Source organism: Streptomyces sp. NPDC001787 (assembly GCF_040297465.1).
GTDB lineage: Bacteria > Actinomycetota > Actinomycetes > Streptomycetales > Streptomycetaceae > Streptomyces.
Genome location: NZ_JBEOZE010000060.1, coordinates 1 through 19499, shown reverse-complemented (window position 1 = coordinate 19499; position 19499 = coordinate 1). Strand labels below are relative to the sequence as shown.

The following is a 19499-nucleotide window of genomic DNA, read 5'->3' as shown; positions in this document are numbered from 1 at the left end:
CGCCGCGGCCCGATCGATGTCGAGCGTGAGTGGAAGTCCCGGTCCGGGTCCGGGACCCGCAGCACCCCCGACCGCAGATCCACGATCCCCGCCGGGGTGCACAGCACATACGGATCCGCGTCCAGCACCCCCGCACTCAACACCATCCCCGGCGCCGACCTCGCCTGCACCAGAAGCGCGTTCATCCCCGAAGTGCTCAGGGCACGGCGGCGGTGCTTGCGCAGGGCGGCGTCGGAGTGCACACCCCGGGGGTCGGTGGTGGCGATGTTCTCCGCCATCTCCCCCGCGGCCCACAGCACGGTGTCGTCCTCGTCGCTCTGCCAGCGGGTGTTGTCCCAGCGGTACCAGCCCAGGCCGGTGACATGCCGGTAGTCGTGCGCGTAGAGCTTCACGAAGAGTTTGGCGTTGCCCCGGTCCGTCAGGGTGTCGGGCATCAGACCGGCGGGCGACACATGTTCCTGGAGCAGGGACGTCCCGCCCTGCGCCGGGACCGGTGCGGGTGCCGTGGGCTCCGCCGTGGAGGTGCCCGCGCGGTTCGTGGTCCGGGCGATGATGTCGGCTGCCACTGCCTGGGCGTCGAAATCGAACAACGAGCCGTCGCCGGTCGGAGTCATCCGTGCCTCCCCAGGTACAGCGGCCGGCGCGAACCGGCGTTCATTCCGCTACGGATGATCTGGGCGGCTCGCCGGTCCTGCCCCGGGCGGGCGACAGCGGCAGCTGACTGAAGGATCTGTTCGGCCTGTTCATGAGTGAGATGTCCGGCGGTGACGAGTCCGCCTGCGGTGTACGAGGCGCGGTTGAGCTTTTCCGAGAACCCTGCCCCCTCCGCGACGGCCGCACAAGCGGTCACCTCGGCCAGTACGGCGCTGAGCGCACCGGCGGTACGTTCCCGGCCGCCACCGGCGGCGATGACCGCCTGGAGGGCCCTGGACGGGACGGGACGGGGGCCGGGGAGCCGCTCCGGGGGCAGGTGTCCCGTCCGTTCGAGCTCCTGGGCCAGCCAGGCGGGCAGGACCGCGGGGTGCCGGGTCGTTCCGAGCGCCGTGTAGGTGCCCGCGGCGGTGGTGGTGCCGGGCGCGATGATGTAGCCGCCGTGCGCGCGGACGTCCACCTGCCAGGCCAGGGCACGCCCGTTGCCCGAGCCGGTGGAGCACTGCCACTGCCGGGCGTCGGGGGCCCGGTACCAGACGTGGAGGCCGCCCGAGGGGGTCCGTACCCGCAGCGTCGTCCCGTCGGCCGCCGGGTCGGGGGCGCCCCGCAGCGCGGCCAGAACGGCGAGCGTGTGGAAGCCGTGGGTCAGACCGGTGAGGTCGACCTGTTCGGGGATCGGGATGCCCGGCAGCAGCCGCTCCCGAGCGGGCAGGCTCTGCGGGTGGGCATCGATGTCGATCACCACGAGTCCCGCGGGACCGCACGAGACCCCCACCCCGAACTCGGGGTTCCTCCCCCACCACTGATCGATCCTGTCGGCGTCACGGGTGGCGGCGTGGAAGCCGTGGCACCAGCGGCCCTCGGCAGCGCAGCCACAGCCCCGGTGGGTGTGACCCGGCCGGCGGCAGGCATCGCAGTTCCCCGCGGGCGTCTTGCGCCCGGCAGCGAGCGGGTGCACCGGCCAGCCCTGTTCGGCACACCACCGGGCGGTGGCCACAGCCTGCGGAACGACCGGGTGCACGGGGGCCGACCGCGAGGAGTCGAGGCCCACAAGGCGCAGCTCAGGAGCCATCCACATCCCCCTCATAGCGACCGAAGCGACTCAACGACGAACATAGATTAGCGAAGACATGCCCGGCGCACGGAACGTAGCTCACCGAATCTTGCATCGTGTCGACCTTGGGCCCCGATCCCCCGACGCCGGGCGCTTCAGCGACTGGAAGCGTTGAGTCGCTGTCTGACCCCGACTCGTAAAACCGCAGGTCAGAGCATATTCCAGAGCCAAAACAGCGACTGAAGCGACTCAACTCACCTATATATGACGCACACGCGCACACGTGAATGTCTTCATATACCCAGACCTTCGGTCGCTTGAGTCGCTGTCCACTGACTGTTACCCCTCTGACCTGGTGTTTTGCGTTTCCGAAGGACAGCTACTGAAGTTCCGTCCGGTCGCTGCCCTTCAGTAGCTGAGCAGGGAAGGCCGCCCAGGCGGCAGCGACCACAGCGACTGAACCGCCGGAGCGACTCCCCCGCCCCCTTGTGGCAGCGACCGAAAATCGCACCCGCCCCGGCGCGCCCCGGCTGGAATCTGCCTTGACGCCGGGTCACCCCGAGCCGTCCCGGGGCTGGACCAAGATCACGAACTATCACGCCGTGATAATCGCCCAGCACCCCACCGCCACCGGGCCGTTGATTATCACGCCGTGATAATCGACCTCCCAAGTAGTGAAAACTAACGTGTCGCTGCCCCAACGCCGTCTCTTCGTTAGTAAAGTTCACTCCATGGCTTCCCCCGCTACCCCCGGCGACCGCGAGAAGGTCGTCTCCAAACTGCCCGGACAGCTCCGGCAGGACCTCAAGGTCCGCGCCGCTCAGCTCCGTATCGAGATCCAGACGGCCGTCGAGCAGTCGGTCGACATCTGGTGCGGTCTCGCCTCGGTGTCGGCCCAGGTCGACACCTCGGGCGCCGACTCCTTCTCCACCTGGCTGCCCGTCGGCCAGTGGGACACCTTCAAGACGACGGCGGCCGACCGCAAGGTCTCCCTCATCCAGGGGCTCGCCCAGGCCGTCCAGGTCTGGCTCCAGGCCAACCCGGCCCCCACCGTGGAACGTCCCGAGATCCCCCGCCGCATCATCGTCTGCAACCAGAAGGGCGGCGTGGGCAAGACCGCGATCACCGCCGGGACCGGTGAGGCCCTGGCCGAGGACTCCGGCGCCCTGTATCCCGTACGGGTCTCCAAGCACTTCGCCGCACTCCTCGACGAGGACGGCTCCGCCGACCCGCTGGCGCTGGAAGACCTTCCCGGTATGGGCCTGCGGGTCCTGCTGGTCGACTTCGACCCGCAGTGCCACCTCACCAAGCAGCTCGGGTACACCCCCCTGCCGATGGACGGTGACAGCCTCACCAAGCACATGGCGGGCGACACCACCGGAGAGCTCCGGGATCTGATCGTCCCCATCGAGGAGGAACGCTTCGGGCAGCGGCTCCACTTGCTGCCGAGCTGCAATGACGCCTTCCTCCTCGATGTACGCCTCTCCGGGGTACGGGCCCGGGAGGCGGCGCTGGAGCGGGCGCTCGCCCCCGTGGAGGCGGACTACGACGTGATCATCGTCGACTGCCCGCCCAGCCTGGGACTGAGCATGGACGCCGCCGTGCACTACGGCCGCCGCCGTGGCAATGAGCCCCCCGGCTCCTCCGGCGCGCTCATCGTGGTCCAGGCGGAGGACAGCTCGGCCGACGCCTACGATCTGCTCACCACTCAGATCGAGGACCTCCGAGGGGACCTGGCCCTGGAACTCGACTACCTCGGGATCGTCGTCAACCACTACGACGCCCGTCGCGGGTACATCGCCACCTCCTCGCTCCAGGCCTGGATGGACATAAAGGAACCACGCGTCGTCGGCGTCATCGGTGACCTGAAGGAACAGAAGGAAGCGGTACGGCTGAAGCGGCCCCTGCTCGCGTACGCCCCCAAGTCCGACCAGGCCGTCGGCATGCGTGCCCTCGCACGGGAGATCTCATGAGCAAGGCCGACAAGCTCGGAGCCGGCGCCTCGTTCGGCCAGGCCCGAGCCGTCAGCGCCCGGCGCGCGGCCATCGGCGCCGCCACCGGCGCCCCCACGACAGGTGTTCCCGACCCCACGGAACTGCCCGTCGGTGCCATCAGCCAGAACCCCGACAACCCGCGCGACCATCTGCGGGACCTGGACGGGATGGCGGAGAGCATCCATGAGCTCGGCGTCGTCAACGCCATCACCGTCGCCACCGTCGAGGCCTACCTCCACGAGCGTCCCGACCGGACAGCGGATCTGGACGACGGCACCACCCATATCGTCATCGACGGCCACCGCCGTCTCGAAGGCGCCCGCCGGGCCGGTCTGCGGACCATCAAGGTCCAGGTCGACAACGCCCGGGTCGCGACCGATGAGGCACTGCTCGAAGCCGCCTTCGTCTCCAATGTGCAGCGCGACAACATGACCGACCTGGAACAGGCCCATGCGCTCGACGCGCTGGTGACGTTCTACGGAAGCCAGACCAAGGCCTCCAAGCGGCTCGGCCTCTCCCAGGCCTCGATCTCCTCCAAGCTCTCCCTGCTCAAGCTGTCACCGGACCTCCAGGCCGAGCTGCTGGCGGGGGAGCGCCAGGTGGAACACGTACGCAACCTCGGCAAGCTGAACCCCCAGGAGCAGCGAGCGGCGGCGGACGCGCGGGCCCTGGACGCGGACCGGAGCCGCCGCAGGCCGAAGCCCGAGCCCCAGCCGGCTCAGCCAGTGGCTCAGGCTCCGGATTATCACGCCGTGATAATCCGTGATGCCGAGCCGGTGGGGCAGCACGAGCCCGGAGGCGATTATCACGGCGTGATAATCGCTGACCCTGATCCGGCGGGGGAGTCCGAGCGGTCCGCGGATTATCACGCCGTGATAATCCGCGACGACCAGTCGCCGGGGGAGTCGGCCCCCACGGGCGATTATCACGCCGTGATAATCGCGGACAGCGACCCGACCGGTGCCGCGCTGCCCTCCCAGCCCGGCGCCACCGGAGCTCCCCGAGCCCGGGAGAACACGGTCGACGGAGAAGTGCCCTGGCACGACCCGGTAGCTCTCGCCACCCTGATCTGCGAGCACATGCCCTACCAGGAGCGCACCCGGCTGACCCTGCTCCTGGCCGAGAAGAACCGCGCCGAGCTCAAGGGCTGACCAATCACGGCCCGGGACGCCCCGGCGGTTCTGCCGCACGGGACGCCCCGGGCCGCGCCTGTACGCGAGGTGTACGCCCTGAGTACGCGGTAAGTCCGCACCCATCGATACGATGCGACGGGAGGTGTTCATGTCCGAATTGTTCGACGCCGTCGACGCTCTGATCGCCGGGCAGTCCCCGCTGCCGCCGACGGCGGAGCGGGAGCGGCTGCGCAAGGCCCACGGGCTGAGCCAGGAGCAGGTGGCCTCGGCGCTGAAGGTCCGCCGTGCCACGGTGGTCTCGTGGGAGAACGGCAAGACCGAGCCACGCCCGCCCCAGCGCGAGGCCTACGCACGTCTGCTGAACCAGCTCGCCGAGCTCTACCCCGCCGAACCGCCGAAGCCCGAACCGGCGCCCCCGGCACCCCCTGTCCAGGCCCCTGCTACCGCCCCCGCCCCCGCCCCCGAACCGGCCCCCGTGCCTCCGGCGGCGGGAAGGACACCTCTTCCCCGGACCGCCGAGCAACCTCCCCGACGCCCGACGCCCGCCACGAAGGCACCCGAGACGAAGACCCCCGCGAGGGCCTCCACAAAGGTCTTCACGAGGCCCCCCGTGAAGACCGCCACCGCCGCACCCCCTGACCCCCGCTTCGCCAACGGCCCGCTGGGTGTGCTCGACGGCGACGGGTCGCTGTACTGCGTCGGCGGCCTCGTCCTGGACTGCCCGGCCACGACCATGGCCTCACTGGTCGAGTGGACCCTCGCCGAGTCGCGCCTGGGCTCCCCCCGGCTGAACCGCAACGGAAAGGACGGCGACCCGCTCATCGTCCTCACCGCCACAGCGGCCGAACGCCTCGGACTCCCCCCGACGCTGGAGGACCGCAGGGGCCTGCGGCTGCCCGAGGGCCACAAAGTGCTCAAGCAGCTGGCCAAGGCGCACTGGCAGCTCACCCGGCGCGGCTTCGGCCCCTGGGCCCGGATCTACCGCCCGGCGGACTCCGGCCGGCGCCGGTGCGTACAGTTCGCGGTCCTGCCGTGGGGCGCGCTCGACGCCCGCTCCTGGGGCGGCGCCGACCACCTGCCGCCGGAGGAACTCGCGGTGGTGCTCGGCACGTTCGCCCGCAGGGTCATCACCCCGCGCGGCTCCACCGCCGTGTCCGGCCTGGAACTGATGACCGCGCTCCGCCCGCCGACCCGCGCGGTGAAGGACGAGGCCTCCGGCGGCTGGCTGTCCGGCCCCGTCCCGGGCTCCCTGACCGAACCGGTGGACCCGGCCCCCCCGGAGGCCCCCGACGAACACCCCGTCGTCGCCGCCCTGTTCCCCCGAGGACACCAGCGGACCCCGGCCGAGGTGCTCGACGAAGAGGCGTACGAGTGGGTCCGTGATCCCCAACTGCTCACCGACGCCGAGTGCGAGCGCCCGTACGCTGTCGGCATCGACGTCAACACGGCCTTCCTCGCCGCCGCCAACCGGCTCCCCGTCGGCCTCGGCGCCCCGGTCCATGTCACCTGGCCCGCCTTCGACAAGACGGTGCCGGGCGCCTGGCTGATCGATCTGTCCGCCATCGAGCTGGACCCCCGTCTGCCGTCCCCCTTCACTCCGCACGGCGTACGCCCCGAAGGCCCGGCCTGGTACGCGACGCCCACGGTGGCGTACGCGTACGAGCTCATCGCCACCTACCGGCTGCCCGTCACCCTCACCCCGCTGGAAGCCTGGGTCCGGCCCGATTCGGGCCCGTACCTCGATCCCTGGTACAAGCACCTCAGCGAGGCGTACAAGGAGACGATGGCCGACCTCGGCATCGTCTCCGGCATGGGGGAGGGGGAGTTCCTCACGGCGATGATCACCCACAAGAAGACCGACCCGGGCATGGGCACCGTCCTGTCCGCGATCAAGTCGACGGTCAAGGGCGGCATCGGGAAGCTCCGGGAACGCCCGCAGGGCGCGTCGTACAAGTACGGGGAGCGGTGGCCCGCGCTGGAACGCCCCACCTGGCGTCCCGACATCCGGGCCGCCGTCATCTCCGCGGCCCGGATCAACATGCACCGCAAGATCCTCAGGACGGCACTCGCCACCCAGTCCTCGCCCGTCCCCGACGGGCATCTCACCTTCGGCGAGGACGCGTTGATCCCCGTGGCACTGCTGTCGGACTGCGCGGTCTACCTCTCCGACGGCCCCTCGCCGCTGGACGTCCTGCCGCACACGCCCGAAGGGAAGCCGGCCCCCGGCAGCTTCCGTCTCGGTGTGTCCCCCGGCATGGTCAAGCACGAGGGCACCCAGGATCTCCTGTGGGCTGTGCAGATGCTCGACGCGGGTCTCAACCCGGCCCGGCACATCAAGGGCGACGACGCCGCGAACGACGGAGAGTAGAGCACCTCGATGGGCATCTTCGAAGACAGCCTCGACAAGGCCGCCGCCAACACGGCGACCCGCCCGATCCCGAAGTCGGCCGGGGCCCAGGTGCGTTTCCTGGTGAAGCAGCTCAAGGGCTCGACCAAGGCCACCGCCCAGCTGCTCGGCGTCTCGCAGCGCACCGTGGAGCGCTATCTCACGGGCCAGATCAAGCAACCGCGCCCGGAGCTCGCCGCCCGACTGGAGGCCGAGGTCCGCAAGCGCTGGCAGCCCCGGGTACGCGACCGCGCGATGAAGCAGGCCGCCACGGAGACCGGCATCGTGATCGAGACCCGGGCCCGGTTCGGGTTCTCGGCCGCCCCCGGTACCACCGACGACGGCCGCATCCGGCTCATCACCCAGCATCTGCCCCCGGCGTACGCGGCCCGCCTCTTCGACGCCCGGACCGCGGGCGCCGAAGAGCAGCAGCTGCGTGACATCGCCGCCGAGGGCCTTCAGGAGCAGTACTTCAAGGACCGTGGCCGCCGTGCCGAGGGCCTTCAGGTCGAGTTCACGGACATCGACTACGTGGAGCTGGACTTCTGAGAGCCGCCCCGGCAAGGACGACGCGAGGGCCCTCGGTCAGCTCTCCGTGTCCTGCGGATACCAGCGCAGCTCCACGGTGTTGCCATCGGGATCCCGTACGTAGACCGACTGCGCGTCGCCCCGGGCACCGTAGCGGTCGACAGGGCCTTCCAGCACGGTGAAGGTGCCCGAGTCGATGACCTGCTGCCAGTCCAACGGATCGACGACGAGGCAGATATGGTCCACGTTCGACTCGCTGCGCGGGCGGGCGAGCAGATCGATGATGGTGGTCGGGCTGACCCGTACCGAGGGGAACGGGACCTTACCGGCCCGCCATTCATCCACCCGGACCGGCTCCAGGCCGAGCGGCCCGCAGTAGAACTCCAGGGCCCGCTCGACGTCCTGCACGTTGAGTACGAGGTGATCGAAATCCTTGACTCGCACGTGCGCTCGCTCTCTCATGTACCCATCATCCCCTTGTCCGGACCCGTCCGCTCCGGTGGAGCCTGCGGAGGCACCGGAGGCACCGGAGGCCAGGGAACCCCGGTCAGGAGCGGAAGGATCGTCGCCTCCTCGTAGTCGAGGTGCGCGTTCAGCTGTGCCGACATCTTCTCCAACTCGACGCGGAAGCGCCGGGGTTCGGCGATGGTGATCCCGGCCAGCAGCTCCACCAGTTCGCTCTGGATGCGGGCGACCGTGCGGTGTTCCTCACGGAGCCGGTCGAAGACGTCCCCCAGATCGGGGTGGTAGCGCGCGATCCCCGGGAACAGATGCGCGTCCTCGCTGGTGTGGTGGAACTCCAGCGCCTGGCAGAACGCCAGGCAACGCTGCCGGATCTGGAGCCCGAGTCCAGGGCCCGGCGGCTCACCGGGCCCCCGGTGAGCCGCGCGCAGGGCGAAGTGGGCCTCGGCCTCCGCGCTCACCTGACGTACCTGGGCGCGCAGCCAGGTGTGTACCTCCATCAGCTTGTCGGCGAGGGTTCGTACGTCGGCGGGTTGCTCCCAGCCGTCGGGTTCGGCGCGCTCCAGCACCACCACGGGCAGCACCCGGGAGGTCCTCTCCTGGTAGTCGCCGTACCCGGGCTCCGCCCGTACGGCATGGGCGAACAGCTCGTCACGCCGGGCCCCTTCGGCGGGGACCGCGAGAGCCTCGAACGTACGGGTGCCGAGCTCCACCCGGACCACGGGACGGGCGAGCAGGTTGTGGTACCAGGCGGGGTGGGCCGGTGCGCCGAGGTTGGAGGCGACGAGCAGGAGGGTGTCGCCGTGGCGGACATAGCCGAGGGGAGTGGTCCGCTCGGCTCCCGACCTCGCGCCGGTGGTCGTCAGCAGGAGCAGGTTCCCGCCCTCGAACGGGCCGCCTGCCTTCCCTCCGTTGGCGCGGAATTCCTTGATGACCGATTCATTGAAAGACGTGGGCATACGGCTGTGTGTCTCCGGAAGACGCGGGTGAGTCCGGCGAGTGCGCAGTGACTGCGGTCATGGCCGGTGATGAGGTGCGCAGGGCGCAGCGGCCGCACGGTCCGAAGGACGAAGAGCGCAGCGCCGGATGTGACGGCGGAACGCGAGGACGACGTGCGGCTTGCGCTACGTCAGATACAGGGCGCGGAGTGGAAACTCATGACGGACCCCTCGATGCAGGGTGCTCGCCCGATCACCGGCCGGCCCACTGCTCTTTGACCGGCGTCACGCGACACCGGCTCCATTACATGTGGGCGACAGAGACCTGTCAACACGGAAGATCACGAGACAGCTTCGCGCTCCGGCCGGCTGCTCAGGGACCGGTGACGGGCAGACGCGCGCACTCGCGGCAGGCACGTGCCGAGGCGGCGAGACGTGTGTGGAGGGCGATGGTGACGACGCAGGCTGCCGCGCTCAGCGGCCAGTTCGCCGCCAGGACCGAGGCCACGGTGAGCGTGAGTGCGCTCAGCGCGAGGGCGGCGGCCGCGGTGGTGCCGGTCCACGCGACGACGAGCGGCAGCCGCCGCGGGGTGGGCAGCAGGCGGGCGAGCGAGCCGGTGGCGGCGAGGAGCACCCCGGCCAGCAGCGCGGTGAGGGCCGCGGTGCCTCCCAGGTGGGCGATCCACAGCTGTACCGGGCCGGGCAGCCGGTGGACGGCCGTACCGGCGGAGAGCGCCACCAGGTACCAGCACAGGACCGGCCCGGGGACGATCAGGAGGACGGTGCGCGCGGTGCGGCGGGCCTGGGCCATGGTCAGTTCGTGCTGGAAGCTCGGCGCGAGCTCGGCCACGGTGCCGAACTCGCGGACGGCGTGACGGGCGGCGTCGCGTTCGCCCCCGGGCTCGGCCGACATCGCCCGTGCCGCGTCGAGAAGGCCCTCGCGCAGTTCGGCCACCATCCGGCCCTTGGCCCCGGCAGGGCCGTGCAGGGCTGCCGTCAGGTCGGCGAGGTGGGACTCGATGGGGTCGTCGGTGCGGGGTCCGGCCGCCCTCATGTCGCGTGCCCGGGGGCCGGCGCGGGTTCCAGCACCGAGCCGATCGCGGCGGTGAACTCCCGCCATGTGGTGCGCTCGGCGGCCAGGCCGCGGCGGCCTGCGTCGGTGAGCTCGTAGCAGCGCCTGCGCCGTTCCCCCACCGACTCCCAGACGCTGCGCAGCAGTCCGAGCCGCTCCAGCCGGTTCAGGGCGGGGTAGATGGTGCCCTTGCGCAGCTCCAGCACGCCGTTGCTGCGTTCCGAGACCGCGGTGATGATCGCGTAGCCGTGCAGGGGGCCGGATTCCAGCACGGACAGCAGGAGCCCGTCCAGATGCCCGCGTACCGCGTCCGTCTTCATAGTCAGGCAGCCTACCCAAACGCTCCATGGATGTGCTACTTATCGGTTGGCAACCAATCCATTGGCAACCAACCTGTTGATGGCCGACCTGCGATGAGCGGCTCCGTGCCGCTGATGAGCGGCTTCGCGGCCATCGGCCCGGAGAGGGCTCCCATGACCAAACTGCTGCTGTCCCTGCACGTCCTGGCGGCGATCCTGGCGATCGGGCCGATCACGGTCGCGGCCTCGATGTTCCCCCGCTACGCCAAGCCACCCGCGGACGGCGAGGGCCCGGGGGAGCAGGACAGCGGGACCGCGGCGTTCCTGCACAAGATCTGCCGCGGGTACACGGCCGTCGGCATAGCCGTACCGGTGTTCGGCGTCGCCACCGGCGCCCAGCTCGGCGTCCTGACCGATGCCTGGCTGCTCGCGTCGATCGTGCTGACGGCCGTCGCGGCGGCCCTGCTGCTGATGGTGGTCCTGCCGGGACAGCGACGGCTGCTCGCCCAGCACACGGCCCCCGCCGCACCGGGGACGGGCACCGGCGCGGCCCCGGCCGGGAACGGCGTGGCGGCGATGCGGTCGGCGGCGGCACGCCTCGCCATGACCACAGGCGTCTTCAACCTGCTCTGGGCGGCCGTCGTCGTGCTGATGATCGTCCGTCCCGGCTCCACGACAGGAGCCTGAAGCCGTGCGAACCCTGCGCATCGCGTCCGCGGTCGAGGCCGTTTCCCTCGCACTGCTGCTGCTCAACCTGTTCACCGTGCACGCCGGGTACGTCTCGTCGCTGGGCGGCCCCGTGCACGGCACGGCCTATCTCGTCACCGTCCTCGTGGTGTGGAACACCCCCGGTACCCCGCTCCCGGGCACCAGATGGCGCGCCGTCATCCCCGGCGTCGGAGGTCTGCTCGCGCTGCGGCGGATGCGGCGGATGCAGCGGAAGGCCACCGGCCCCGCAGCGGTCAACTGACGGCTTCCGTACGGCATGTCCCTGGAGATCAGGGCCGGGGAGGCGGTCGCAGCGATGGACCCGGGAGCACTCGGCGATGGACCCGGGCGCACTTTGTCCCCGAGGCGCTCGCGATGTCGCACGGGGCGCACCAGTGGTCAGCCGGGCTGAGCGCGCCGCTCGGACAGCACCACTCGCCTTCCGGCCCAGAAGCGGTGGACGGCCCAGCCGGCGCCTGCCACGGCGTCCGTCCAGACGATCACCTCGGCGAGGACGACGGCCGGGGTCGCGGTGAGGTGCGGTCGGGGCGGCAGCACGACCATCTGCACGACAGCACCCACCGGAACCGTCAACGCCGCGAGGAGACCGACCACTCCAGGCCGTCTGATGGCCGCCCCCACCCCACCGAGGACCAGCCCGAACGGCAGCCCCACCAGCAGCCAGGTGACCATGTCCGTACCCGCCCCCGCGACGACGGCGTCCGCCGGCTCCCGGCGGTGGGGCGGCTCCCGGAGATGGAGCGGGGCGTTCAGCTGTCGGAGAGCGGCGCGTGGCCCTCGGACCAGTCGTTCACCCAGCCGCACCCGGGGCAGGCGTACCGACCGTCGAGCCCCGCGATCTGGGTGCCGCACTGGGCGCATCCGATGTAGGTGATCTCCGGTGGCCGGTAGCCCGCCGGAGGTTTCTGTTCCGCCATGCCCGGAGCGTACCGCCGTGGGCGGTGGCGTAACCCCGGACGGCCCTCCGCCGCACGCGACGACAGCGCCCCGGGCTCATTCCGGACGCGCTCCGAGCCGCTCGGCCAGGAAGGCGATGATCTCGTTCCGGGCCTGCACGGTGGGGTGGCCCTCCTGGTCGACGAGGTGCGCCGTGACGACACTGTGGGCACAGCCGACGACATCACGGAAGAAGGGCGGCGGGTTCGTGTTCGCCGCCCCGCCTTCGAGTACGCGCCCGTCGAACGCGTCCCCGAGCAGCGCTTCGTACGCCGCGAACCGTTGGCCGGTGCACCACTTGTCGCTGTCGAAGCGGTAGGCGAGAACCTTCAGCCCGTCCCGCGCCACGCGCTCGGCCACGGCAAGGGCGTCCTCGTCGCTGATCTCCAGCCCGCCGGCGTCGTCGAGCGGAAGCGACGGATGGTTGACCACCGGTGCGATGACGGCGGGTTCGAGAGCCATGGTCAAGGCGAAGTTGCCGGTGAAGCACAGCCCGACGGCGCCGACACCGGGCCCGCCGCACTCGGCGTGCGCCAGGCGGGCGAGACCGCGCAGCCAGGTGACGACGGGGCTGGTGCCTCCACCGGCGAAGGCCCGGAACTCGGCGCTGACACACGCGCGTCGGACGACGGTCTCCTGGGCGTCGGCGAGCGGATAAGCACCGTCGACGCCGAACAGGGAGGGCAGGTACACGGAGAATCCGGCATCGCGCACCCAGCGCGCGAACCGGGCGACGTCGGGACTGATGCCCGGCATCTCGGGCATCAGGACGACTGCCGGTCCCGACCCGGCAACGTACACGGTCTTGTCGACGCCCTCGACGCCGACGGTTCTCCGCGTGAAGTCGTCCAGGGGGTCGCGCTCTCCTCGCAAGATGTTCATGACCGAGATGATGATCAATGGCCGCCCTCCTGAGAAGCGGCGGAATCGCCATGTTCCCCGGTAATATCGCCACCCGTCCCACGACGCCGGAGGGCCTGTATGAGTCCGCTGCGAATCGGAGTGCTCGCCTACCCCGGCTGCTTCGCGTCGGAGGTGTTCGGAGTTCCCGACCTCCTGACGATGGCCACTCATGTCGCCGCGGCGCAGGGGGCGTTCCCGTCGGCGTACGAGGTGACGGTGGTCTCTCCCCGGCGGCGGGTGCTCGCGTCGGGCGGCTCGGCCATCGATGTCTCGCCGGTGCGCCCGGTCGATGTCCTGATCGTGCCGGGCTTCGAGCTGTCGCCCACGCCCGACCTCGACGCGGCACTCGCGGGCCTGGGACCGGAAGTGGCGTCGATCCGATCGCAGGCGGCCTCGGGGACCGCTGTCGTATCGATCTGCGTGGGCGCCTTCCCGGTCGCCGAGGCCGGGCTCCTCGGCGGGCGCGAGGCGACCACGTCATGGCTGTTCGCGGATCGGTTCGCCCGCCGGTACCCCGATGTGCGTCTGCGCCCGGAGAACCTGGTCGTGACCGACCGGGGGGTGACGACCACAGCGGCCTTCAGCGCCATGTACGACTTCGCGCTCCAGCTCATCCGTGAGCATGACGGCCCCCGTGTCGCCCGCAGCACGGCGCGTATCGCGCTTGTCGACGACGCACGCTCCACACAGGCTCCCTACGTCGACACGGGGCTCATCCCGACCGCGGGGAGGGAGTTCTCGCTCGGGGTCAAGCGGTGGCTCGACCAGAACCTCAGTGCCCGCTACGACCTGCCCGCCCTCGCCCGGGAGTTCCACGTCAGCACGAGGACCATGCTCCGCCGTTTCGGCGACGAGGCCGGCGAGACGCCACTGTCGTACCTGCAGACGGCCCGGGTGCGACGGGCCGGGCACCTGCTGGAGACGACCGGGAAGACCGTCGCGGCCATCGCCGCCGATGTCGGCTACCGCGACCCCGGGACGTTCAGCGGCATCTTCGCCAGACACACGGGCCGGCGCCCGAAGGAGTACCGCGCGACATTCCACCGCGGCAGCGACCGGGACGGGCCGGCCCGGCGGACAGCGGCCCGATTCGACGGACAGCGACCCGAGTCACCCGGCACACGGCCGGATGTCCGACGTGTGCCGTAGTGTTCGCGGAGTTTCGCCTCATCGGGAGATCCATGTGTCTGTTCGTGGCACAGGATGCTCCTCCAGCGGAGCGAGGAGGAGACCGTGGCCGTACGGCCGGGACGCCTCAGGCCTCCGAGCGCGACCTCGGCCGCGCGCCCCGGTCAGGTGAGTTCCCGCAGGAGCGGTTCCGCGTCCATGAGAAGGAAGAGGTGCCCGCCGTCGGGGATCGTGCGCAGTTCCGCGCCATCGATCTGCGCGTGCGCCCAACGCGCCACCTCGATGGGTACGTTGCCGTCCGCCTCCCCGTGGATGAACACGGTCGGCACCCGGATCGATCCCAGTGAATTCGGCAGCGGGCGGGAGTATCCGGCGAGATCGACCATGGCCGCGTCCATGCCCTGACGCCGGGCCTCGGTGGTGTCCAGCTCCGACAGCTCCTGGAACTCCTTCTCCCTCATGATCAGTTGATCGGCGAGCGGCCAGGCATCGAGGCGCGGCTCGCTGTTTCTCATGCCCTTGAAGATCCCCGTCCCGGCCAGCATCGGCCGGGCGATCACCGGGGCCCAGCGCACCAGCCCGTTCAGCCACTTCACGATCGGGATCCGGCGCGCGTACGCCTCCCGGGGCGCTCCGGGGACGGCGGCGCACGCGAGGATCAGCTTCGTCACCCGCTCGGGGTGAGCCTGGGCGGCGGAGAGCGCGTATCCGCCGCCGCCCGAGATCGCCACGAGCGGCGCCCGCTGGTGACCGAGGTGGTCGAGCAGGGCCACGAAGTCGTCGTTCCAGCGGTGGAAGCCCCGGCCGGGTACGGGATCGGTCTCGCCGTATCCGGGACGGTCCGGGCAGACCAGATGAAGGCCCGCGTCCGTGGCCGCCTGCCGCAGCGCGACCCCCTCGAAGCGGCTGCCCGGGGTGCCGTGCAGCACGATCACGGGCGGGGCGGAGGGGTCCCCGTACGAGCAATAGGCGATACGGCGCCCGCCGGGGGCCGTCAGACGGACCGTCTCGGGCAGGTCCTGCAAGGAGGGGGTCATCTCTGCTCCTCGGGCGATACGGGAGTGGCGGCAGCGGCGGCGATTCCGCCGATGACGAGGTCGAGACCGAAGGCGAACCGGCGGTCGTAGTCGTGGTGGTCCGCGAAGACGGACCTGACCCCGCCGCCGGGCGGGGACGGATCCGGTTCCGGGGCACGGCGGCCGAGGCGGATCGCCACATGGCCGGTGACGAAGTCGTGCAGGGTGCCGTACGCGTAGGCGGCGGACGCGTCGTCCAGTCCTGCGGAGCGCAGGGCCGCGACGACCCGGTGGGCGGTGTCGTCCGCGCCCGGCCCGACGAGGGGGGCGCGGCGGTGCGCCTCCAGCACGACGGGATGCCGCATGAGCAGGTCGTGGAGGGAGTCCGCGAACAACCGGACGACACCGCGCCAGTCGTCCGGCCAGACCACCGACCGGGTCACCTCGCCGACGATCCTGGACACCAGCGCGTGCTGGAGTGCCTCGATCCCGCCGGTCGTGCGGTGGATGGCCATCGGAGACACCCCGAGCCGGTCGGCGAGCGCCCGGAAGGTCACCGCGTCGAGGCCCCGGGCGTCGGCCATCTCGGTCGCCGCGTCCAGGACCGCGTCGAGCGTCACGGCCCGGGGGCGGCCGTTCCTCGGAGCACTTGCTTTCTCGCCTGCCATGCCCGCACCATATCGATACGCGTAACGAAACATCAATGGGAGCGCCCATGACGGAGTTGCACGACCTCTCGGCCCTTCAACTGGCCGCCGCGTACGCGTGCGGGGAGACGAGTCCCACCGAAGTCGTGGACCACCTGCTGGCCCGCATCGAAGGTGGCGACCGGGTGGGGGCTTTCACCACGGTGTCGGCCGACCGGGCCCGCGAAGCGGCGGCCGGGGCCGCACGCACGCTGCGCTCCTCGGACCGCGCCGGGCTGCCACGCCTGTTCGGTGTGCCCACCGCGGTGAAGGATCTGGAGGCGACGGAGGGCGTACGCACCACGCTGGGTTCCCCGCTCTTCCGCGACTGGGTTCCCGGACACAACGACGAGATCGTCGACGTCATGACCGACGCCGGGCTGATCAGCCTGGGCAAGACCACCGTTCCGGAGTTCGGCGCGGCCTGCTACACCGAGCCAGAGGTGTCGGAGCCTGCGCGCAGCCCGTTCGACCTCAGCCGCAGCGCGGCGGGCAGCAGCGGCGGTGCGGCGGCTGCGGTCGGTGCTCTGCTGGTGCCCCTCGCGCAGGGCAGTGACACCGCCGGATCCGTGCGCTCTCCCGCGAGCGCCTGTGGTGTGGTCGGGCTCAAGCCCAGTCGCGGGCTCGTCACGGCCGGGCCGGCCGCTTCCGACGGAATGGGGCTCTCGGTACGGGGGCCGCTCGCCCGCACCGTACGCGACACGGCCGCGTTCCTCGACGCGCTGACCACCCGTACGGGAGCCGGGACCGTGCATCCGCTCCGCGTCGACAGCTACGAGAACGCCTGCGACGCACCCGTGCCCAGGCTCCGGGTGGCGCTCGCACAGGGGTCGGTGTCGGGGTCCCCGGTGGATGCCGAGGTAGCCGCGGCGGCGGAACTCACCGCCCGGACACTGGCCGAGCAGGGTCATCAGGTGTTCGCCCGGGACCAGGCGCCCGACCCGGAGTTCACCGAGGGGTTCCAGGTGATGTTCACCGCGCTGGTCGGGTCCAGGGTCATGGCGTTCGACGAGACGGCCCTGCGCCCGATCGTCCGTCATCTGCGGACCCGCTCACAGCAGTACAGCTCGGGCGAACTGGCAGCCGCCATCGGCGTCGTCCAGGCCCGCGCCAGGGCCTGGACGCTCGACTACGCGGACGCCGACATCGTGATCACCCCGACCGTGACGACCCCTCCGACACTCATCGGCCAGCTCCGCGACGACGACGATCCGGCGGCAGAACTGGCCGCGATGACCGCCTTCACGGGCAACACCGTCATCGGGAACGCCACCGGGTACCCGGCCATCAGCCTGCCGCTGGGCTGGAGCTCCCAGGGACTCCCCCTGGGAGTCTCGCTCACGGCCGGCTGGGGCCGTGAGGACCTCCTGCTCGGCGTCTCCGCCGCACTGGAGGAGGCCCTGCCATGGGCCCACCGCTACGGTGGCTGAGGACGCTGCGCCTTCAGCCGCCGTAGCGGTGGGCGTGTCAGCCGACGGCGTGCAGCGAGTTGCGCCGCTTGGCGGCGGTGGCCTTCTTGGCGGCGGCTGTGGCGGCTCGTTTCTTGCGCTGCTCGGCCAGCTGGTCCTGGTAGGCGGCGACGGCGTTGTGGTAGCTCGCCACATAGTTCTTGTTGTCGAGGCGGTCGGCCCTGGGCATCGCCTTGACGGCGTCCTCCGCGTCCTCGGGGCAGTTGTAGCCCGCCAGCATCGGGTTGATCTGGTAGACGCCGTTGCGGACCTTCTTGACGAGCCTGGCCAGCTCCAGGTTCCGCAGCGCGGCGTTCACGCTGGGGCGGCTCAGGTTCAGGAGAGTGCCCAGGGTGGCCTGGTCCATGGCAATGAGCCCACCGGCCTCGCTGCGTCCCCGCAGTTTCAGCAGTGCGCGGTAGGCGGCGGGCGGCAGGTCCAGGTCGGCGAGAAGGCTGTCCGCGTTGGTCGCCGACCACTTCAAGGTGCTCACTGGGCTGTTCCCTTCTCCTGGCGCTGCGCGCGGGCCCGTCGGCGTGCAGCGCGTTCCTCTGCGCGCTCTTTGCGCAGTTCCTCGATCTCCTGGCGCATGTGCTCCAGCGACGGGAACCGCACCAGGTCGGGCAGGCTCTCGTCCTTGCGGATCTTCGCAAGGGTCTTGTCCTGATCGACCTGTACGTAGTCGGCTTCGACGGTCTCGGTGCCCGGGATGAATTCTGCTACACGGTACGAGTAGGGCGGGTTGAACTGGTAGACACCCCGGCGCACTTTGAACACGATCCCATGGCTCATGATCTCCTGCAGCGCCTCGTTGAGCTTCCCGCGGTGCACGTCCAGCACCGTCGACATCTCATCCTGGGTCAGCCGGATCAGCCCGCCCGCTTTCTGACACGCGATCATCAGCAGGATCAACCGCAGCGGCAGTGCCTCACGGAAGTACTGTGCGATCAGGAAGAAGAACTCCAGCGAGTCCATGGAGAACGCCTTCGGACGTTCCGCCGTGTCGTAGAACTCCATCGGCTTGCGCTCGCTGCCGAGAGACAGCTGCCGGCCCGGGTAGCGGCGAGCGACCGAGTCCAGATCGGCCCGCCGGGCGGGCTTGCCCCACGCCTGGATCTCCTCGTCGAGCGGTGGCGACGTCGGGCGCGGCACCGGCTTCGGACCGGGACGGCGGCGTTGCGGCTCGGGTGACACGCTGCTCTCCACTTCGCTGATCCTGGAGGCAACAGTATGTCAGCGAGACCGACATATATGTCGGTCTCGCTGACGTTCCAGCGTGTTGTGTCCCCCCAGGGGGGACAGATCTCACCCTTTCGTGGACCTGACCGACCGTCCAACGCAACGCCACCGAAACGTCAGCCACGCTGACGTTTCGCACACAAAACTGTCAGTCTCGCTGACATTCAACCCGCGATGTGTCTACTCAGGAGGTACACATCGCTGGAGATATGTACCTCCTGAGTAGACACATCTTCCTCAACCCACGCTTCTGACCTGCGGGTTCTTCCCATTCGTAAGTATTAGGTGGCTGAGGTCCACCGTTGGCCGCGGCACTGACCGTCCAAGTGCCAGTCGGTACTGTCCCCTCGGGCCGGACCGGGGAGGGAGTGACGCACCCTCAACACTCCCTGGAAAAGCCTGTATGCCCGCCTCAGGGCCTCTTGGAGTCCAGTTGGACTCTCAGCCTTGGGTTCCCCTGGAAGGCCTCCAGAGGGCCGTTCCAGGAGCGTGTGAGTCAGTTTCGCTAAAACTACATGCATCATTTAAAGGTGATGCAGCTTCGTTCCGGTATCTCGCCCCTCAGGATGACTTCCCGCGAAGCGGGCTTCTGCCCTGAAGGCGCAGCCAAAAGAGTCTGGTGGGAGAGCGGAGCGAACCCACTCTCAACTTCAGTGCAAAGCCCTGAAGTTGGTCCTGAAGCGAAGCGGAAGGGCCGAGCTTCCGCTTCGCTTTGCCCATTGAGCGAAGCGAAAGGGGCGCCGTGCTGCGCACGGCGCGGTGAGCGGAGCGAGCCGCTTCGCTTGCACAGCGCGCAGCGCTGTGGGAGCCCGTTCGAGGGGGCGTACGTCACCGGCTGGTACCCGGACTCGGGCGACGCGCGCTGGGACACGATGCGCGAGGTGATCCGGGAGCACG

General features: G+C 70.3%; 20 protein-coding genes and 1 pseudogene. 8 read left to right on the top strand and 13 right to left on the bottom strand.

All coding sequences use genetic code 11. The annotated features are described in order from the left end of the window. Window positions 1–614: pseudogene (locus ABT170_RS40220) on the bottom strand (DNA primase); the annotation flags it as partial. Then, a complete protein-coding gene (locus ABT170_RS40215; protein ID WP_351876150.1) occupies window positions 611–1723 on the bottom strand; it encodes a bifunctional DNA primase/polymerase in 1113 nt (370 codons plus the stop codon). The pseudogene ABT170_RS40220 and the gene ABT170_RS40215, both read right to left, overlap by 4 nt. Window positions 1724–2436: 713 nt before the next feature. On the opposite strand from ABT170_RS40215, the gene ABT170_RS40210 reads away from it, so the two are divergent. The 4 genes from ABT170_RS40210 to tpg all read left to right on the top strand — a co-directional run bounded on the left by ABT170_RS40210 (window position 2437) and on the right by tpg (window position 7767). Next, window positions 2437–3678 carry a ParA family protein gene (locus ABT170_RS40210; RefSeq protein WP_329940310.1) on the top strand — a complete coding sequence of 414 codons (1242 nt, stop codon included), beginning with the start codon at window positions 2437–2439 and terminating at the stop codon, window positions 3676–3678. Beyond that, a complete protein-coding gene (locus tag ABT170_RS40205) occupies window positions 3675–4850 on the top strand; it encodes a ParB/RepB/Spo0J family partition protein (RefSeq protein ID WP_351876147.1) in 1176 nt (391 codons plus the stop codon). The genes ABT170_RS40210 and ABT170_RS40205 overlap by 4 nt, the downstream gene beginning before the upstream one ends. A gap of 130 nt (window positions 4851–4980) precedes the next feature. Beyond that, window positions 4981–7200, top strand: a complete 2220-nt coding sequence (gene tap, locus ABT170_RS40200) for a telomere-associated protein Tap (RefSeq protein ID WP_351876144.1) — start codon at window positions 4981–4983, stop codon at window positions 7198–7200. Between the two features lie 9 nt (window positions 7201–7209). Further along, window positions 7210–7767 (top strand): telomere-protecting terminal protein Tpg, encoded by a 558-nt coding sequence (tpg, locus tag ABT170_RS40195; RefSeq protein ID WP_329940313.1) that lies wholly within the window; start codon window positions 7210–7212, stop codon window positions 7765–7767. 36 nt (window positions 7768–7803) lie between these two features. Here the strand turns inward: tpg and ABT170_RS40190 are convergent, their stop codons facing one another. The 4 genes from ABT170_RS40190 to ABT170_RS40175 all read right to left on the bottom strand — a co-directional run bounded on the left by ABT170_RS40190 (window position 7804) and on the right by ABT170_RS40175 (window position 10538). Continuing rightward, window positions 7804–8190, bottom strand: a complete 387-nt coding sequence (locus ABT170_RS40190; protein WP_329940314.1) for a VOC family protein — start codon at window positions 8188–8190, stop codon at window positions 7804–7806. 14 nt (window positions 8191–8204) lie between these two features. After that, complete coding sequence (locus ABT170_RS40185; RefSeq protein ID WP_351876139.1) at window positions 8205–9167, bottom strand: nitroreductase/quinone reductase family protein; 963 nt, start codon at window positions 9165–9167, stop codon at window positions 8205–8207. Window positions 9168–9519: 352 nt separating this feature from the next. Next, window positions 9520–10200: a hypothetical protein gene (locus ABT170_RS40180; protein ID WP_329940316.1), complete on the bottom strand. Its 681-nt coding sequence runs from the start codon at window positions 10198–10200 to the stop codon at window positions 9520–9522. Next, window positions 10197–10538: a PadR family transcriptional regulator gene (locus ABT170_RS40175; protein ID WP_329940317.1), complete on the bottom strand. Its 342-nt coding sequence runs from the start codon at window positions 10536–10538 to the stop codon at window positions 10197–10199. Before ABT170_RS40175 ends, ABT170_RS40180 begins: the two co-directional genes overlap by 4 nt. A gap of 153 nt (window positions 10539–10691) precedes the next feature. Here ABT170_RS40175 and ABT170_RS40170 point away from each other — a divergent pair, with 153 nt between their 5' ends. Beyond that, window positions 10692–11204 (top strand): hypothetical protein, encoded by a 513-nt coding sequence (locus ABT170_RS40170; RefSeq protein ID WP_329940327.1) that lies wholly within the window; start codon window positions 10692–10694, stop codon window positions 11202–11204. 4 nt (window positions 11205–11208) lie between these two features. Beyond that, on the top strand, window positions 11209–11487 hold the full coding sequence (locus ABT170_RS40165; RefSeq protein ID WP_351876134.1) for a hypothetical protein: 279 nt from the start codon (window positions 11209–11211) through the stop codon (window positions 11485–11487). A gap of 137 nt (window positions 11488–11624) precedes the next feature. Here ABT170_RS40165 and ABT170_RS40160 read toward each other — a convergent pair whose 3' ends face one another. The 3 genes from ABT170_RS40160 to ABT170_RS40150 form a co-directional block, all read right to left on the bottom strand. Then, window positions 11625–11918 (bottom strand): hypothetical protein, encoded by a 294-nt coding sequence (locus ABT170_RS40160; protein ID WP_351876132.1) that lies wholly within the window; start codon window positions 11916–11918, stop codon window positions 11625–11627. A 77-nt stretch (window positions 11919–11995) separates the two neighbouring features. Further along, the gene (locus tag ABT170_RS40155) at window positions 11996–12163 is read right to left on the bottom strand and encodes a hypothetical protein (protein ID WP_266932778.1); all 168 of its coding nucleotides are present in this window, start codon (window positions 12161–12163) and stop codon (window positions 11996–11998) included. Window positions 12164–12239: 76 nt separating this feature from the next. Beyond that, a complete protein-coding gene (locus ABT170_RS40150) occupies window positions 12240–13064 on the bottom strand; it encodes a dienelactone hydrolase family protein (RefSeq protein ID WP_329940320.1) in 825 nt (274 codons plus the stop codon). A 99-nt stretch (window positions 13065–13163) separates the two neighbouring features. Between ABT170_RS40150 and ABT170_RS40145 the strand changes: the two genes are divergently transcribed. Beyond that, window positions 13164–14234 carry a GlxA family transcriptional regulator gene (locus ABT170_RS40145; RefSeq protein ID WP_329940321.1) on the top strand — a complete coding sequence of 357 codons (1071 nt, stop codon included), beginning with the start codon at window positions 13164–13166 and terminating at the stop codon, window positions 14232–14234. 143 nt (window positions 14235–14377) lie between these two features. Here ABT170_RS40145 and ABT170_RS40140 read toward each other — a convergent pair whose 3' ends face one another. Both ABT170_RS40140 and ABT170_RS40135 read right to left on the bottom strand, forming a co-directional pair. Then, on the bottom strand, window positions 14378–15250 hold the full coding sequence (locus ABT170_RS40140; protein WP_329940322.1) for an alpha/beta fold hydrolase: 873 nt from the start codon (window positions 15248–15250) through the stop codon (window positions 14378–14380). Next, entirely contained in the window at window positions 15247–15897 is a 651-nt protein-coding gene (locus ABT170_RS40135) for a TetR/AcrR family transcriptional regulator (RefSeq protein ID WP_329940323.1), read from the bottom strand. Before ABT170_RS40135 ends, ABT170_RS40140 begins: the two co-directional genes overlap by 4 nt. Before the next feature lie 47 nt (window positions 15898–15944). Between ABT170_RS40135 and ABT170_RS40130 the strand changes: the two genes are divergently transcribed. Continuing rightward, window positions 15945–17345 carry an amidase gene (locus ABT170_RS40130; RefSeq protein ID WP_329940324.1) on the top strand — a complete coding sequence of 467 codons (1401 nt, stop codon included), beginning with the start codon at window positions 15945–15947 and terminating at the stop codon, window positions 17343–17345. A 37-nt stretch (window positions 17346–17382) separates the two neighbouring features. Here ABT170_RS40130 and ABT170_RS40125 read toward each other — a convergent pair whose 3' ends face one another. Further along, window positions 17383–17856 carry a helix-turn-helix domain-containing protein gene (locus tag ABT170_RS40125; protein WP_329940325.1) on the bottom strand — a complete coding sequence of 158 codons (474 nt, stop codon included), beginning with the start codon at window positions 17854–17856 and terminating at the stop codon, window positions 17383–17385. Continuing rightward, on the bottom strand, window positions 17853–18569 hold the full coding sequence (locus ABT170_RS40120) for a hypothetical protein (RefSeq protein WP_329940326.1): 717 nt from the start codon (window positions 18567–18569) through the stop codon (window positions 17853–17855). The genes ABT170_RS40125 and ABT170_RS40120 overlap by 4 nt, the downstream gene beginning before the upstream one ends. Window positions 18570–19499 lie beyond the last annotated feature (930 nt).